We start from the raw sequence: 16,095 nt of genomic DNA, 5'->3' as shown, positions 1-16,095 counted from the left end.
AGTTCTCCTCCGGTTGTTTTTTTCTCGTTTTTCAAGAGACCGATTGACAATCAAAAAAATCATGATAAAGTTAGGAAGGTCGTTTTTCTAATACCCCATACAAAACGGAAAAGAATCTGAAAACAATGGACCGATTCGGGAAAATACACCATTTGATTTATCAAATACAACAATACCGGATCGCAGCACCAAGAGTATGAAAAAGGAGTACCCCACTTATGAGTTCCTGGAATGATGTTACCAAAAAGGTACGTGAAATACGGAAAAATTTTGTTGTCCGCTGTGCGATTTCCTTCGTGGCAGTTCTGGCATCTGCCCTTCTGCAGTCTTATGTAATTCTGGCCTTTATTCGTCCGGCAGGCCTTCTGTCCAGCGGATTTACGGGACTTGCGATTTTGATCGACCGAATCGCTGAACTGTATGGATTTACCGTCTCGACATCTTTGGCGCTCGTTGTTTTAAACCTGCCTGTTGCCCTGATGTGCTGCCGCAGCATCAACGTGAAATTCACGGTGTTTTCGTTGCTGCAGGTATTTTTTGCAAGCTTTTTCTTAAAAGTCTGCCATTATACTCCGCTATTTGAGGATCTGACCCTGAATGTGATTTTCGGCGGTGTGCTTTACGGACTGTCCGTTGTCCTTTCCTTAAAAGGAAACGCATCCACAGGTGGTACCGACTTTATTGCCCTCTATGTTTCCAATAAGACCGGAAAGTCCATTTGGAACTATGTGTTCATGGGAAATGTGTGTATCCTTGTAATTTTTGGACACATGTTCGGTTGGGAGTATGCAGGATATTCCATCCTGTTCCAGTTCATCTCCACAAAGATGATCTCCACCTTCCATCACCGCTATGACCGCGTGACCTTACAGATCACCACTGAGAAAGCGGAAGAGGTCATGAAGGCGTATGTCAGCAAGTATCACCACGGTATTTCCTGCGTGGACGCCATCGGCGGCTACAGCCACAAAAAAATGTACCTGCTCCACACCGTAATTTCTTCCTATGAGATCAACGATATCGTCCAGCTGATCCAGGAAGTAGATGAAAACGTGATCATAAACGTATTCAAAACAGAAGACTTCTACGGCGGATTCTACAGAGAGTCCTTGGACTAGCTTAAAATCAAAAAATATTCCCCAGAAGACATGCCCCATTATATGGGCGGTGTTTTCTGGGGATTTTTGTTTGTGAGACTATTTCTTCCAGTCACTGATGAGAGTGGTGCATGATGTTGGTAAAAAAATTTGTTTAGAAAGATTTTATGGATTAACGGATTGTCATACATCCGAAAAACCTACCGATACCAGAAGCTGTGGATGGGATTCTACTGCCTACACCTCCGTTCCAGCACTGCCACCGCCTGATACAGGATTGCGGACAGAATACAGAGGATCACGATGGACATGATCACGAGATCCAGCTTGAAGACCTGGCTGCCGTAGATGATGAGGAAGCCAAGGCCTGCCTGGGCGGAGAGAAACTCGCCGATGATGACGCCGACGAGGCAGAGACCGATGTTGACCTTCATGTTGCTGATGATAAGTGGAACAGAGCCGGGCAGCAGGACCTTTGTGAGGACATCCTTCTGTTTTCCTCCCAGCGTGTAGATCAGACGGATCTGGTCAGGATCCATGGAGAGAAAGCCGTTGTAGAGCGTTAAGATCGAGCCAAATACCGCCACAGAGACCGCCGCCGTGATGATCGTCTTCATGTTGTTGCCCAGCCATACGATGAGCAGCGGCGCGAGAGCGGACTTCGGCAGACTGTTCAATATGACAAGGTACGGTTCCAGAATCTTTGCCAGCCGCCTGCTGGACCAGAGCGCCACCGCGCCGAAGATCCCGATCCATGTCACAAGAAAAAAGCTCAAAAGCGTCTCCAAAACCGTGACTCCCGTGTGGTAAAAGATCGTCCGGTCTGCCGCCATGGAAAGAAAACAGGAGAGCACCCGGGACGGGGAACTGAAAATAAAATCGTTCAGGATCCCGATCCGGGCGCTGATCTCCCAGGAAAAAAGAAACAGGACCAGAAATAAGATCCTGCAGATGAAGATCTGCCTCCGGATCCGCCGCTCCTGCTCCAGATACCGGCACTGGGCCGGGGAGACCGCAAGATCCGCTGCCGGGATCACAGCCCGGTGCCTGCGCAGGATAAAAGAAGCGATACTATGAAATCTCATCCGGCTCACCTCCCACATTGATAGCGGTCATGAGTCCGTTTCTGGCTGCCGGTGGATTCTCATCACCGGATTCAGTTCCATTGATAATATCTGTATCTCCAGATCCGGCCCCATCGACAGTTGACGTATCATCACCATTCCCGTTCCCAAGAATCTTCCACAATTCATTAAAATAAGAAGAAAACTCCGGATAATTCCGCCGCTTCAAAGGACTCATTTCATGGTTCGGAAACCGAATCACAAGCTCCCCCTTGATCGTCCCCGGTCTGTTCGTCAGCACCAGGATCCGGTCCGCTGTGCTCACCGCCTCCGAAAGATCATGGGTGATCAGGATAGCCGTTTTCTTTCTGCTGCGGATGATCGAACTGATATCATCACAGACCGAAAGCCTCGTCTGATAATCCAGAGCAGAAAACGGCTCATCAAGAAGCAGAAGATCCGGCTCCAAAGCAAGAGTCCGGATCAAAGCAGCCCGTTGCCGCATCCCCCCGGAAAGCTCCGACGGATGCGCATCGTAAAAATACTGAAGTCCGTAAGAATCCAGAAGCTCCTTCACCCGGCTCAAATGCTTTGAATCACACTTCCTCCGCACCTCAAGCCCCAGTGAAACATTCGAAAGGATCGTCCGCCACTCAAACAAATGATCCCTCTGCAGCATGTACCCGATCCCCGAAGCCCCCTTCCCGACAGAAACCCCGTCCAAAAGAATCTCCCCCCGCTCAGGGGCCAAAAGCCCGGCAAGCAGAGAAAGCAACGTAGACTTCCCACACCCGGACGGCCCGACAATACAAAGAAACTCGCCGGAATTCACATGAAACGATATATCAGAAAGGGCCTTCGTCTCTCCCTCCATGGTATGGTAGGAATAATCCACCCCTCTAACTTCCAATTTCGGAGTCATGGATACCTCACTCAAACGTACTTACTATAAAATATGTAAAAACCTCTCATCCGTGAGCCAACCGTCAAAAACAACAGCACAGTACGCAACTATTATGCAGCATTGCCGTATCCTGTTCCGTCCCTCAGCACAGCCATCCACCTAACGCACAGCGCAGCGCCTGCGCTTTCCCGCCAGTACACAGCACAGACCAGCTTTCAGATCCGGGCGATTGATTTTCGGGGCATGGCTTCCTCTTGGCTCGCAGAAGAATGCGTTGGAGGAGCGTGGACACTTGTTTGAGCGCAAGCGAGTTGTGTCCACGCTTCTCCGTCCTTAGCATTCTCCTGCAAGCCTAGAGGAACCGCCCCGAAAATCCTCTGAGCCCGGATCTGAAAGCTGGTCTGTGCGTACCCCCCGCCAATTCACCTCTCCCCAAAAAACGTAAGAAAATCGCAAGAAAACCGCCAGATAAAAGACCCAAGAAAGAAACATTTCCCTGCTATACTAAATTCCAGTGTTAAAATAATCACATTTAACATAGAAAACCTCGGAAGGAACACATGAGTATGAGCAGTGAAGAAAAAATCTCACCAGAAGAATTCGACAAAGAACTGGACTCCCTACTGGCCGGAACCACAGAAAAGAAACCCAAAAACCCAAAGAGAAAAAAGATCATAATCGCCGCCGCCATTGCCATCCTCGGAATCACCGGCATCAAACTCCTGTCCGGCGGAAAAGACATGGTCCCCGTTGTGGACACTGTGACCCCAACCCGCAAAACTATCCAAAACCGCCTCACCGTCACCGGCCCCATCTCCGGAACCGACAGCGTAGACGTCGTCTCAAACCTCCACGCTGAGATCCTCGAAATTCCCGTAAAAGAAGGCGACAAAGTCACAAAAGGCCAGCCCCTGGCAGTCCTCGACGATTCCGACGTAAAAAAAGAAGCCGACATCGCCAAAAACGACTACGACCTCGCCGTGACCACCTGCGCCGAAAAAGATAAAGAAGCAAGAAACGGCTACGCCAAAGCCATCCAGGACCTGAACACCGCCCAGGCCAACTACGACCGCACAAAAGCCCTCTTTGATGGCGGCAGCGTCCCCAAAGTTGATCTTGAGACAGCGGAAAACGGTCTCCACGACGCAGAACGGGAATGCGACTCCTACACAATAAAAAACGGATCCGCCGTCGCCGATGACTCCTACCGCCTCCAGATCGAAAAAGCAAAATTCGACTACGAAAAAGCCGTAGAGCAGTTAGATAATACGATATTAAAAGCCCCTATCGATGGCACCGTCGTCCGCGTCAACACAAAAGTAGGCCGCTTTGCCGACAAAATGGAAAACGACGCCCCACTCTTCGTGATCGAAAACCTCGATAACCTGGAACTCGAGATCAAAGTCAGCGAGTACACCATCGGAAAAGTCGCCGTCGGCCAGGAAGCCGAGATCTCCGCGGACATCTTAAACGGTGAGACCGTCCACGGCGAAGTCATCTCGATCTCCCCGACCGGCGAAGAAAAAGGCGGCGGTTCCAGCGAGCGCGTCATCCCCACAAAGATCCGCGTCACAGATCAGGACACAAAACTGATCGCTGGAATCACCGCCCGCGCGTCCATTGTCCTGGAAGAATCCGAGAACGCCCTGACAGTCCCAGTCTCCGCCGTGATGGAAAAAGACGGAACGAACTACGTACAGGAGATCAGTGACGGAACCGTATCCTGGGTTCCGGTGGACATCGGTGTGGAAGGCGATGTGGAGATGGAGATCATCCCGGTGGAAGGGAGTTCCCTGGATGAAAACTCCGTCCTGATCGCGGAGCCGGGAGAACAGTACACAGATGGAATGGCAGTCACATCATCCGGAAAACAGGGGGAATAAACAATGTTTGAAAAACTGACAAGATCCCGCTACATGACGGAAAACGTGACAGATGAGCTGATCCGCCTGGAAAACCTCGTAAAGATCTACGACACAGGCGCGATCCGGGTCATGGGACTAAAGAAAATCAACCTGACGATCCACCGCGGCGAGTTCGTTGCGATCATGGGACACTCCGGATCGGGAAAATCTACCCTGATGAACATTTTAGGCTGCCTGGACCGCCCGACACTGGGTCACTATTACCTCGACGGGATCGACACGGCGGCCCTGTCCCCGGACGAACTCTCCGCGGTGCGGAATAAAAAGATCGGCTTCGTGTTCCAATCCTTCAACCTGATCTCCAGGACATCGGCGTTAAAAAATGTGGAGCTCCCGATGACCTACGCGAGGATCCCGAAAAGGAAAAGGACGGAGCGGGCCATGGAACTGTTGGAGTGCGTGGGGCTGGAAAAACGCGCCGGACACATGCCCAATGAGATGTCCGGCGGACAGAGACAGCGCGTTGCCATTGCGAGAGCGCTGGCGAACGAGCCGCCGCTGATCCTGGCAGATGAACCGACGGGAAACCTCGATACAGCCGCGTCCATCGAGATCATGGAGATCTTCTCGGAACTCCACAAAGCGGGAGCCACCGTGATCGTTGTCACCCACGAGGAAAATATCGCTGCCTTTACGGACCGGATCATCCACTTCTCAGATGGTCAGATCATCAAAGATGAGATCAACGAAAACCCGACAAAAGGAAGCGGTAAAGTCCACATGAAAGGTCTCTACAGACACTTCCAGAAAATAGCCGGAACAGAGAGTGGGGTGGTCGGATGCTAGGTGAAAATATGATCATGGCCTTCCATGCAATCATGGCGAACAAGATGCGCTCATTCCTGACCATGCTGGGCATTATCATCGGAATCGGTTCTGTCATATCCATCGTTTCCATCGGCGATACGATGCGCGGGCTGTTCGCGGACCTCTATAAGGACGCGGGGGCCACTCAGGCGGTGGTCTCCATCGGATACAACGTGGAGGATGTGCGGGACAGCGATTACTTTACCCTGGATGAACTTGATAAGATCAAGGAAGTCTTCGGGGATGAGATATCCTATATCGACAGTTACGCCAGCGTAAATTCAGAAGTCCTTGCGGGACGGACAAACATGAAATTTGACTTCCAGGGGATCGACTGGAATTTTAGCGATGTCCAACCGGTGACCATGATTTCCGGACGTTATTTAAACGAAGGAGATATCCTTGGACGAAAGAAAAATGTGGTGATAGAGGAGGAGAGTGCCAGAAAACTTTTCGGAACGGAAAACGCGGTGGGAAAGACCTTCCGGACCACCGTCTACGGGGATACAGACATGTATACGGTAGTCGGTGTCTATAAAAAAGAGATGAGCGCCTTCCAGAAGCTTTTGACCGGAGGCTCCGGCGATACGGGATCCGCGTATATCCCGTATACACTGCTCACGTGGCCGAATGACCAGTTCTATTACTGCCGTTTGTACGCGAAAGAGGGAACGGACATGGTAAATTTCATGTCAAGGCTGACGGTGTATCTTGGGAAAATTAAGAATAGAAACGCGGAAGATTTCTATACGAATACGGTGGCGGACGAGATGGGATCCATCGACAGCCTCATGGGCGGACTTTCCATGGCTGTGGGCGGGATCGCTGCGATCTCTCTCCTGGTGGGCGGCATCGGGATCATGAACATCATGCTGGTGTCCGTCACGGAGAGGACCCGCGAGATCGGTATCAGAAAGGCGCTCGGTGCAAGGACCCGGGATGTCCTGATCCAGTTCCTGACAGAGTCCGCGATCCTGTCCGCTCTGGGCGGAATCATCGGCGTTCTTCTCGCTGTGAGTCTCGTGACGGCGGGCGGCGCGGCGCTTGGACTCCCTGTTGTGATCAAACCTGGGATCATCCTTCTTGCGGTATCCTTTTCGGCCGTAGTCGGCATCTTCTTTGGGATTTACCCGGCGTCGAAAGCCGCAAAGGCGGATCCGATCGATGCTCTGAGATATGAATAAAGAGGAACTGCCGATCAATGGGACATATGCAAGAAACGTATTATTGGAACGGATGCTATATGGACCGGCAAAAAATCCCCGCAGGATGCGGAAAAACGATCCTGCGGGGATTTTTAAAATTTATGCCAGTGACTATTCTACAAGCGCACCATTCACGTCAACGGTGTATCCGTCCGGAGTCTCACAGTTTACCATGAGAGTGCCCTTGAAGCCATCGCCTTCCTCGTGGAAATAGTACCACTTGCCGCTGATCTCGTGCCAGCCGGTGAAGAGAGCGCCGGTCTTAAGGTCCATGTAGTACCAGTTGCCGTCATCCTTTACCCATCCGGTCTGCATGATATTGTCATGACCGAAATAGTACCAGGTTCCATCGATCTCCAGCCAGTAATCGGTAGCTTCGAGACCTTCCGCAAAGTGATATTTATAGGTACCGTCAGAAAGCTTCTCCCAGGCACCGCCTGCCTGGGACTTTAAACCGCGGCGGCGTCCGCCGTTTGTGCTGCGTTTGTATGTGCCGGATACAACAGTTCCATCTGTTGTATCAGCAGCCTGAGCTGTGATCATGGTTCCGAGAGTCAGTGTTGCAGCGAGAGCTGCGATGCAAAATTTTTTCATAAACGTACCTCCTGGGATTTCGTCTTTTGGTACAAAAATGCACATAAAATATATGTAGATTTGTCCTTTTCATATAGATATATCCTAATATGGAAACTGGAAAGAGTCAATGGGATTTAAAGGAAATTTTCGGAGCCCTATATATGCGCAGAAAGGTATTGTCATTTTTTTTTTAGTGTGATAAAATGAGTGGCACAGTTTTTGATTCGTTTTTGCTTTATATGGAGGCAGATATGAAATATAAGTGTCTGATCTTTGATCTGGATGGAACGCTGGTAAACTCGATCCATGCGCTGACATATTGCACAAACCTTTCCCTGGAGAAGTTTGGTCTCGGCCCTTTAAGCGAGGAGCAGATGAAGACCATCGTCGGCGATGGATATAAAATGCAGATGAAACGTTCCCTCGCGGCCTGCGGGGATACGGATGAGGCGCACTACGAGGCGATCCTCCCTGTATATATGGAGATATTCGGAAAATACTGTAACTATGAGATGCATCCTTACGATGGAATCGTGGAGCTCACCTCGAAGGCGAAAGAGCTGGGTTTAAAGATTGCTGTTGTATCCAACAAGCCTGATGCCCAGGCGAAGAAGACCGTAGAATATGTATTCGGCGCGGGATATTTTGACACGGTGATCGGGGAGCAGGAGGGCGTTCCGAAGAAGCCGGACCCGTCGGGAGCGTTGAAGGCGGCGAAGATCTGTGGCGCGGACCCGTCAGAGTGCCTGTATTTTGGAGATACGAATACGGACATGAAGACTGGAAAGAACGCGAAGATGACGACGGTTGGAGTTCTCTGGGGATTCAGGGGCCGTGAGGAGCTTGCGGCATTCCAGCCGGAATTTCTGCTTGAGAAACCGCTTGATATCTTAACGGAGATTGAAAAGTAGCTGTTTGGCAGACCTGTGCAGATGCGGCATGACTTATCAATGTGCCATAAAAGGTGACAGCAGTAAGCGGATTTATTTATATATAGTGATGACTGCAGGAAAAACTGCGCAGGAAAACAAAGAGCTGCTATTAAAAATAAAAGACAGTAACATGAAAATTCGGACCTTGCGTAAACTATGCTTAAAACATCAGCCCGCGCGTTAGATACCGGAGGAAATGGATTGAAGTATTTTAGAAAAACAAGACGAAAACGGATAGAAGCATGGCTCACCGCAGCGATGTTTCTTTTTGGTACCCTGACAGGCTGTGGCTCTGTTAGTGACACACACGGAGATGTGGGAACTCCGAATGATGGAAAGCTGAAAGTTGTAACGACCCTGTTCCCGTACTACGATTTCACGAGACAGATCGCGGGGGATGCCGTAGATCTTTCCATGGTGATCCCGGCGGGACAGGACAGCCATTCCTTTGAGCCGACACCGGCAGATATCCGCCTGATCCAGAACGCGGACCTTCTGATCTGCAACGGTGGTGCCATGGAGCAGTGGGTGAGCCAGGTTGTGGCATCCCTGGATTCGGAGAGCTTAAAGGTCATCACGATGATGGACTATGTGGATACCGTGGAGGAAGAGATCGTGGAAGGCATGGAGGACGCAGGTGAGGAACATCACCACAGCCATGCGTCGGCAGACGATACCCATGATGACCACGACCATGATGAGGCGGTCCATGCTGATGACGATGATCACGATGCGGAAGATCATGACCACACGGATGATGAACACGATCATGATGCGGAAGATCATGACCACACGGATGATGAACACGATCATGATGCGGAAGATCACACACACACGCACGATGATGACGACGCGGATTACGAGATCGAATATGACGAGCACATCTGGACTTCCCCGGTGAATGCCATGAAGATCACCCAGGTGATCACGGACACGCTTCAGGAGATGGACCCGGCGGACGCGGACACCTTTGCGGCAAACGCAGAGGATTATCTCGGAAAACTTAAAAATCTCGACCAGGAATTCCGCAATGTGGTAGACGGCGCGGACTTAGATCTCATCGTCATGGCGGACAAGTTCCCACTCCGCTATTTTGCGGACACCTACGGACTCCGGTACCGGGCAGCGTTTTCCGGCTGCGCCTCCGACACTGAGCCAAGCGCAAAGACCATCGCATACCTGATCGACAAGGTGCGGGAGGAACAGATCCCGGCGGTCTATTACCTGGAACTCTCCAGCCACCGGGTGGCGGAGATCATCAGCGAGGAGACCGGCGCGAAGCCGTTGTTATTCCACTCCTGTCACAACGTGACGCGAAGGGAGTTTGATAACGGCGTCACCTATCTGGAACTGATGGAGCAGAATGTTGTCAATTTACGGGAAGGACTTTATCGATGAACCAGCCATTATTAAAATGTGAACATGTGGACTTTGGATATGAAAATTATGACGTGGTGAAGGACGTGTCCATGGAGATCAATCCTGGGGACTACCTCTGCATCGTCGGCGAGAACGGATCCGGAAAGAGCACCCTGATGAAAGGACTCCTGGGACTTATAAAGCCCACCGGTGGTGTCCTGACGCTGGCGGACGAGTTGAGACGGTCCGGAATCGGATATCTCCCGCAGCAGACCCCGGCCCAGAAGGATTTCCCTGCGACGGTACAGGAGGTCGTGATCTCCGGCTGCCTTGGAAAGCGTGGGAACCGACCGTTTTACTCGATGGAAGAGCGGAAGCTTGCGGCGGTCAATATGGAAAAGCTCGGAATCACGGATCTCAAAAAGAGCTGCTACCGGGATCTCTCCGGCGGACAGAAACAGCGTACCCTGATCGCGAGGGCCCTCTGCGCTACGGATAAGCTCCTGATCCTGGACGAGCCGATCACGGGACTTGACCCGGCATCCACCCAGGATTTCTACGCGGTGATCCGCCATCTAAACAGGGACGAGAAGGTGGCTGTCCTCATGGTCTCCCACGATATCGGAAATATCGTGACCCAGGCCAACAAGATCTTACAGTTGAAACAGACGGTCCAGTTTTACGGGACCGTGGATGAGTATAAGAAATCGGAATTCGGAAGAGAATTCCTCGGAGGTGAGAACTAAATGGGACTTTTACAGGAAATGTTTTCCTATCCGTTTCTCGTGCGGGCGATGATCGGCGGTATCTGTATCTCGCTCTGCGCATCGCTCCTGGGAGTCAGCCTTGTGCTGAAACGGTATTCAATGATCGGTGACGGACTGTCCCATGTTTCCTTTGGGGCACTCTCTATCGCGGTGGCCTTTAACTGGGCGCCTCTCGCGGTATCGATCCCGGTGGTGGCAGCGGCGGCGGTCCTGCTTCTTCGGATCACGGGAAACGGAAAGATCAAGAGTGACGCGGCGATCGCGATGATTTCCGCAGGATCTCTCGCCATCGGTATCATCGTCACATCCCTGACGACGGGAATGACGACGGATGTCAGCAGCTATATGTTCGGAAGTATTTTAGCAATGAGCCGCGAGGACATGTACTTAAGCGTAGTCCTGTCCCTGGTGGTCCTCGGCATGTTTGTGATCTGCTACAACAAGGTCTTTGCCGTGACCTTCGATGAGAGCTTCGCGAAGGCGACGGGTGTGCGGGTCTCCGCCTATAATCTTCTGATCGCGGTCCTGACTGCCATTACGATCGTTCTCGGCATGCGGATGATGGGTGCCATGCTGATCTCGAGCCTTGTGATCTTCCCGGCACTGACATCCATGCGGGTATTTAAGAGTTTCCTCGGCGTTGTGGTATCCTCGGGCGTTGTGTCTGTGGTGTGCTTCTTTATCGGACTCATTCTTTCCTATGTATATTCAATTCCGGCGGGAGCCAGCGTTGTTGTGGTGAACCTGGCGATGTTCGGGGTGTTCAGTGTCGTTCAGATGGTGAAGCAGTCGAGATAGGGGAGAAACAGCAGGATGCCAGCAGATACGTAATCGCAAGCGCTCAATGAGGTTGGATTTTGCCAGATCCTGAAGACTGTACAAGAAAACAATATTATATGAGAAAATTTCTCGTATTTCTGCCGCTTTCCAGACATCCGCTGGAAGCGGCAGTACTTGACTTTGTTAGAAAATGTGTTAAAGTTAGTAATTGGTAATGAAAAATGAAAGTGCGGCAGTGGATCTGGTCTGTATACAGTATAAAATTAAGGCGGACAGATAAAAATACAGGAATGCCGCGCGGATGGCAAGAAAGAGGTGTCATTATGACAAAAATTGATATTATCTCCGGTTTCCTCGGAGCCGGAAAAACAACATTTATAAAGAAGCTTCTGAAAGAAGCAATTGCGGGCGAGAAAGTAGTCCTGATCGAGAATGAATTTGGTGAGATCGGTATCGACGGCGGCTTCTTAAAGGATTCCGGCATCGAGATCCGTGAGATGAACTCCGGATGCATCTGCTGTTCCTTAGTCGGTGATTTCGGACGTTCCTTAAATGAAGTCCTTACAAAGTATACACCGGACCGTGTAATTATCGAGCCGTCAGGTGTCGGCAAGCTTTCCGATGTCATGAAGGCAGTCTGCGACGTTGCGGGCGAGATCGACGTTGTATTAAATGGTTCCGTGACAGTCGTTGACGCTCAGAAGTGCAAGATGTATATGAAGAACTTTGGTGAGTTCTTCAACAACCAGATCGAGAGCGCAGGAACGATCGTGTTAAGCCGTACCGATGTCGCTGACGCAGACAAGGTCGCTCAGTGTGTAGAGATGATCCGCGAGAAGAACCCGAAGGCAGCTATCGTTACAACTCCGATCGACAAGCTCACAGGCGAGCAGCTTCTTGAGATCATTGAGAAGCCGACAGATGATATGGCTGAGAAGCTCCTTGAGGAGGTAAAAGAGGGCCATCACCATCATCATGACGATGACGACGAGGAGTGCTGCTGTGGCCATCACCATCACCACCACGATGACGATGATGACGACGAAGATGAGCATGAGCACCATCATCACCACCATGACGATGACGGAGAGTGTGAGTGCGGCCACCACCATCACCACCACGATGACGATGATGACGACGAAGATGAGCATGAGCACCATCATCACCACCATGACGATGACGAAGAGTGCGGATGCGGCCATCACCATCACCACGATGATGACGATGATGAGCACGAGCATCACCATCACCATGACAGCGAGTGCGGATGCGGCCACCACCATCATCACCACCACGATCATGATGCCGACGAGGTATTCACAAGCTGGGGTCTTGAGACAAACCGTACCATCACAAAGGAGAAACTCGAGTCCCTGTTACAGGAACTCGCACATTCCGAGAAGTACGGCCAGGTTCTCCGCGCAAAGGGAATGCTGCCGGATGCGGACGGAACATGGTACTACTTCGATCTTGTACCGGAAGAGACCGAGATCCGCACAGGCGCTCCGATCTACACAGGAAAAGTGTGCGTGATCGGTTCCAACCTGAAGGAAGACGAGTTAAAGGCTGCGTTTGAGGCTTAATGAACGTATTCTGCCAGGGTCAGGCTGCCAGATCTGCAGAACCTGTTCAGTGGCAGTTCCTGTCTGCGCAAGACGTGGGCAGGAACCATTTTATATAATTAGGAGAATAAGACAGTGAAACAGCAGGAAAAAATGCCGGTATTTGTCATCAACGGCTTTCTGGAAGCGGGAAAGACCCAGTTCATCACAAATACTTTACAGCAGGACTATTTCCAGGCCGACGGTACGACCGTTCTGATCCTCTGCGAGGAAGGCGATACGGAGTACGATAAGGAAATCTTAAAGAAAACAAGAACAAAGATCGTTACCGTGGAAGATATCTCCGAGATGGACGAGGATTTCTACGGACGGATCGAGGCATTATATGACCCGGCCCGCGTTCTCATCGAGTGGAACGGAATGTGGCCGCAGGATCAGCTGCAGCTCCCGGATACCTGGGAACTCTTCCAGCAGATCACGATCATCGATGGCTCCACCTTCGAGCTCTATTTAAGCAACATGAAGCCGCTCTTAGCGCTCCTTGTAAAGCGCTCCGAGCTTGTGATCATGAACCGCTGCGATGAAGTCAGCGATGAGAACATCACCCGCTACCGCCGCGGCTTAAAGGCTTTAAACCCGCAGGCAGAGCTGATCTTCGAGGACGCGGAAGGCGAGATCGAGCAGGAGGTTCTGGAAGAGGATCTTCCGTACGACATGAAGGCAGATGTGATCAAGATCGATCCGAAGGATTACGGCATCTGGTACATCGACGCCATGGATAAGCAGGACCGCTACGAGGGAAAAGTTGTGGAGTTCACCGGTATGGTATTAAAATCCCCGGAATTCCCGAAGAACTATTTCGTTCCGGGCCGAATGGCGATGACATGCTGCGAGGCAGATATGACATTTTTAGGATTTATCTGCAAGGCGCGTGAGGCGAGAAACCTTGAGACAAAGCAGTGGGTCAAGGTCCGTGCGAAGATCGCATACGAGTTCTGGCCGGACTACGACGGTGTCGGTCCGGTGCTCTACGCCGAGAGCGTGGAACCGGCGCAGGAGATCAAGGATATTGTGCAGTTCTAAATGAAGATTTCAGCTGAAAAACAGAAAATGCAGAATAATACCGGGTACGCTGGATGGAAAAACTGTCCAGCGTATTTTGATTTTCTCGAATTCCGAAGAAGCTGCCGTTGGCAGGCTCTGCGGGTTCCCATGTATTCAGAAGGGACTTCCAGTGAAAGCTTTAGCGGATATAAACAAAAGAAACGGACTTCGTGAGCCATATGAGATATAACTTTTGAAGTCCGTTTTTAATTCCAGGTCTAATTCATCGGTGCCACCGGAACCGGCCGTTCGCGGTCGAAGACCTGGGTCACATCGAAGAGGTCGCTTAAGTGGTCTTTTTCCGGATTCGTCTCCGGCAGGTCGTAGTACATGCGGTAGCCGTCCAGGTTCCGGCGTCCCTGGCGGAGATAGTCAGATCCAAACTGTACCCAGTACTGGCTGGAGTCTACATTGCAGAAGTAGCGGAAGCCCAGCTCATGGAGATATGCGTATTTTTCATTTTCCATTGTGTACGGATGCCAGTCGCCAACATCTGATCCGAATGGGTAGAGCAGGATATCCGTCTTTCCGATCAGGGATTCCACCCTGGAGGCCCACTTATCGGAGTCTGTCTTCACATCCTCAAAGGAGCGTTTCCCGAAATTGATATGTCCCCAGCTGTGGGAGGCGAGCTCCCAGCCGTTGTCCCTGAGACACTGTGCCACCTGGCGGACCGTCTCTTTATCGGCTTCAAAATTTGGGTTAGAACTCTCATAGGACGGATCCGTCCGGTATCCCAGAACGCCCTGATATCCGGTAAACGCCAGGACCGCCCGGGCACCCCGGTAGGAAAAATCAGGGTGTTCCGTGATAAAGTCCTCAAGGAGCGGCACGAGATCATAAGAGCCCACCGACACGGAGCCGTCATCCATCACCATCTCGCAGGTCGGCTTTCCGTTCTCGCCCACGATCATCCGGCTTGCGAAACCGTCACCGTCCATATACTCGTAATAGCAGAGGTCATCCTGGGACATGACAAAAGGAATCTTTCCAGGCGGCAGCATAATATCCCCCGCCACCATCTTCGTATTGCCGTTTTCGTCCGTTACCTCGTGGGCAATATCGTGGAGCTTTACGAGAACATATCCTTTCTCGTACATGGAATCCAGGATCTTTAAAAATTCGCTCTTCGTGGTCATCACCTGGTTGTAGCCCTTGGAATCTGCGTCCCCGTCGAAGGCTTTGGAGTTATCCATGATCAGGGAGTGGAAGAACACATGGGTGATCTTGTTTACATCCGCCCGGACGAGTGTGGATTTTGTCTCCTCGCAGGAGGCGAGAAGCTCCTTCACATCGGAATTCTCCGCGTAATCCGGGTTGGAGTTTAAGATCTCGATGGCAGCATCGTAGTCGTAGGTGACGAATTTTGCGTGAGCGCTGTTTAAAATCCCATCCAGGGCAGTATCGCCTGTATTGTAAGCGGCAGCCGGTACGGCGGCTTCCTGTGACTCCGGAGAAGCGTCTTCTCCGGATCCGCTCTCCGCAAGTGAAACGGTCGTTTTATCGTCTCCGGACGGATCGGATTCCGCCGAAGATTCAGAAGTGTTGTTTTTCAACTGTGTGGATAAGCGGCCTCCTTTTTTAAAGAGGAGCAGTCCGCCGATTCCCAGGAGAAGAACTCCGAGAACGATCAGCAGTATCGTAATATGAACTGTCCGCCGCCGTTTCCGCAGCTTTTCGCGGCTTGAAATATATGCGCGGCGCCTTTCAAAATCATTATTGTATTCCAAAATATCACCTCGTAATTTAATTCGTAACCGCCGTCCTTTGTCAGACAGAACAACGGATAAAATTCTGTATTTATTACTTCTATCATAGCACAACCCCATGTCCGACGCTACGAGAAATAGAAAAATTAAGCATTTTGTAAGCAGTGACATAAAGGGGGATGTCCGGGCCATATTTTATAAGGAGAAAAACTGGCTGAGAACATGAAAAGCGTGCCGCAGGGCGGAATAAAATGGCGTCCGGGCGGAGAAATTTTATGGAACAGCAGGCAGGTCGGGAGTAGAA

General features: G+C 51.0%; 13 protein-coding genes and 1 pseudogene. 10 read left to right on the top strand and 4 right to left on the bottom strand.

Annotated elements, in window-relative coordinates; translation table 11 throughout:
• Positions 1-218 precede the first annotated feature (218 nt).
• Positions 219-1,118, top strand: a complete 900-nt coding sequence (locus DW677_RS13640; protein WP_117472122.1) for a YitT family protein — start codon at positions 219-221, stop codon at positions 1,116-1,118.
• A 209-nt stretch (positions 1,119-1,327) separates the two neighbouring features.
• On the opposite strand, the gene DW677_RS13635 is transcribed toward DW677_RS13640, so the two are convergent.
• Together DW677_RS13635 and DW677_RS13630 are read right to left on the bottom strand one after the other, a co-directional pair.
• A complete protein-coding gene (locus DW677_RS13635; RefSeq protein WP_015553516.1) occupies positions 1,328-2,182 on the bottom strand; it encodes an ABC transporter permease in 855 nt (284 codons plus the stop codon).
• Between the two features lie 148 nt (positions 2,183-2,330).
• Positions 2,331-3,083: pseudogene (locus DW677_RS13630) on the bottom strand (ATP-binding cassette domain-containing protein); the annotation flags it as partial.
• Positions 3,084-3,631: 548 nt separating this feature from the next.
• Between DW677_RS13630 and DW677_RS13625 the strand changes: the two are divergent.
• The 3 genes from DW677_RS13625 to DW677_RS13615 are packed head-to-tail and all read left to right on the top strand — an operon-like array spanning position 3,632 to position 6,981.
• On the top strand, positions 3,632-4,948 hold the full coding sequence (locus DW677_RS13625; RefSeq protein ID WP_242990559.1) for an efflux RND transporter periplasmic adaptor subunit: 1,317 nt from the start codon (positions 3,632-3,634) through the stop codon (positions 4,946-4,948).
• Positions 4,949-4,951: 3 nt separating this feature from the next.
• A complete protein-coding gene (locus tag DW677_RS13620; protein WP_117567591.1) occupies positions 4,952-5,776 on the top strand; it encodes an ABC transporter ATP-binding protein in 825 nt (274 codons plus the stop codon).
• Entirely contained in the window at positions 5,770-6,981 is a 1,212-nt protein-coding gene (locus DW677_RS13615) for an ABC transporter permease (RefSeq protein ID WP_117567590.1), read from the top strand. The genes DW677_RS13620 and DW677_RS13615 overlap by 7 nt, the downstream gene beginning before the upstream one ends.
• Positions 6,982-7,113: 132 nt before the next feature.
• On the opposite strand, the gene DW677_RS13610 is transcribed toward DW677_RS13615, so the two are convergent.
• Complete coding sequence (locus DW677_RS13610; RefSeq protein ID WP_181968363.1) at positions 7,114-7,596, bottom strand: hypothetical protein; 483 nt, start codon at positions 7,594-7,596, stop codon at positions 7,114-7,116.
• A gap of 233 nt (positions 7,597-7,829) precedes the next feature.
• Here DW677_RS13610 and DW677_RS13605 point away from each other — a divergent pair, with 233 nt between their 5' ends.
• The 6 genes from DW677_RS13605 (at position 7,830) to DW677_RS13580 (ending at position 14,061) form a co-directional block, all read left to right on the top strand.
• Positions 7,830-8,489: an HAD family hydrolase gene (locus DW677_RS13605; RefSeq protein WP_117567588.1), complete on the top strand. Its 660-nt coding sequence runs from the start codon at positions 7,830-7,832 to the stop codon at positions 8,487-8,489.
• 222 nt (positions 8,490-8,711) lie between these two features.
• A complete protein-coding gene (locus DW677_RS13600) occupies positions 8,712-9,908 on the top strand; it encodes a metal ABC transporter substrate-binding protein (RefSeq protein WP_242992176.1) in 1,197 nt (398 codons plus the stop codon).
• Entirely contained in the window at positions 9,905-10,615 is a 711-nt protein-coding gene (locus tag DW677_RS13595) for an ABC transporter ATP-binding protein (RefSeq protein ID WP_117470694.1), read from the top strand. Before DW677_RS13600 ends, DW677_RS13595 begins: the two co-directional genes overlap by 4 nt.
• The gene (locus DW677_RS13590; protein WP_117567587.1) at positions 10,616-11,434 is read left to right on the top strand and encodes a metal ABC transporter permease; all 819 of its coding nucleotides are present in this window, start codon (positions 10,616-10,618) and stop codon (positions 11,432-11,434) included. It abuts the gene before it with no gap.
• A 305-nt stretch (positions 11,435-11,739) separates the two neighbouring features.
• Complete coding sequence (locus tag DW677_RS13585) at positions 11,740-12,999, top strand: CobW family GTP-binding protein (RefSeq protein WP_117567586.1); 1,260 nt, start codon at positions 11,740-11,742, stop codon at positions 12,997-12,999.
• Between the two features lie 114 nt (positions 13,000-13,113).
• Positions 13,114-14,061, top strand: a complete 948-nt coding sequence (locus DW677_RS13580) for a GTP-binding protein (protein WP_343220242.1) — start codon at positions 13,114-13,116, stop codon at positions 14,059-14,061.
• A gap of 239 nt (positions 14,062-14,300) precedes the next feature.
• Here the strand turns inward: DW677_RS13580 and DW677_RS13570 are convergent, their stop codons facing one another.
• Positions 14,301-15,812 (bottom strand): polysaccharide deacetylase, encoded by a 1,512-nt coding sequence (locus DW677_RS13570; RefSeq protein ID WP_117514057.1) that lies wholly within the window; start codon positions 15,810-15,812, stop codon positions 14,301-14,303.
• Between the last annotated feature and the right edge of the window lie 283 nt (positions 15,813-16,095).

The sequence above is a fragment of the Clostridium sp. AM25-23AC genome, assembly GCF_003435125.1.
In the GTDB taxonomy this organism is placed as follows: Bacteria; Bacillota; Clostridia; order Lachnospirales; family Lachnospiraceae; genus Pilosibacter; species Pilosibacter fragilis.
Note: the sequence above shows the minus strand (reverse complement) of the source record. Positions and strands in the feature narration are given on the sequence as shown.

Coding starts and splice junctions, on each gene's coding strand:
- DW677_RS13640 (WP_117472122.1), top strand. CDS start 219: ATGAGTTCCTGGAATGATGTTACCAAAAAGGTACGTGAAATACGGAAA.
- DW677_RS13635 (WP_015553516.1), bottom strand. CDS start 2,182: ATGAGATTTCATAGTATCGCTTCTTTTATCCTGCGCAGGCACCGGGCT.
- DW677_RS13625 (WP_242990559.1), top strand. CDS start 3,632: ATGAGCAGTGAAGAAAAAATCTCACCAGAAGAATTCGACAAAGAACTG.
- DW677_RS13620 (WP_117567591.1), top strand. CDS start 4,952: ATGTTTGAAAAACTGACAAGATCCCGCTACATGACGGAAAACGTGACA.
- DW677_RS13615 (WP_117567590.1), top strand. CDS start 5,770: ATGCTAGGTGAAAATATGATCATGGCCTTCCATGCAATCATGGCGAAC.
- DW677_RS13610 (WP_181968363.1), bottom strand. CDS start 7,596: ATGAAAAAATTTTGCATCGCAGCTCTCGCTGCAACACTGACTCTCGGA.
- DW677_RS13605 (WP_117567588.1), top strand. CDS start 7,830: ATGAAATATAAGTGTCTGATCTTTGATCTGGATGGAACGCTGGTAAAC.
- DW677_RS13595 (WP_117470694.1), top strand. CDS start 9,905: ATGAACCAGCCATTATTAAAATGTGAACATGTGGACTTTGGATATGAA.
- DW677_RS13590 (WP_117567587.1), top strand. CDS start 10,616: ATGGGACTTTTACAGGAAATGTTTTCCTATCCGTTTCTCGTGCGGGCG.
- DW677_RS13585 (WP_117567586.1), top strand. CDS start 11,740: ATGACAAAAATTGATATTATCTCCGGTTTCCTCGGAGCCGGAAAAACA.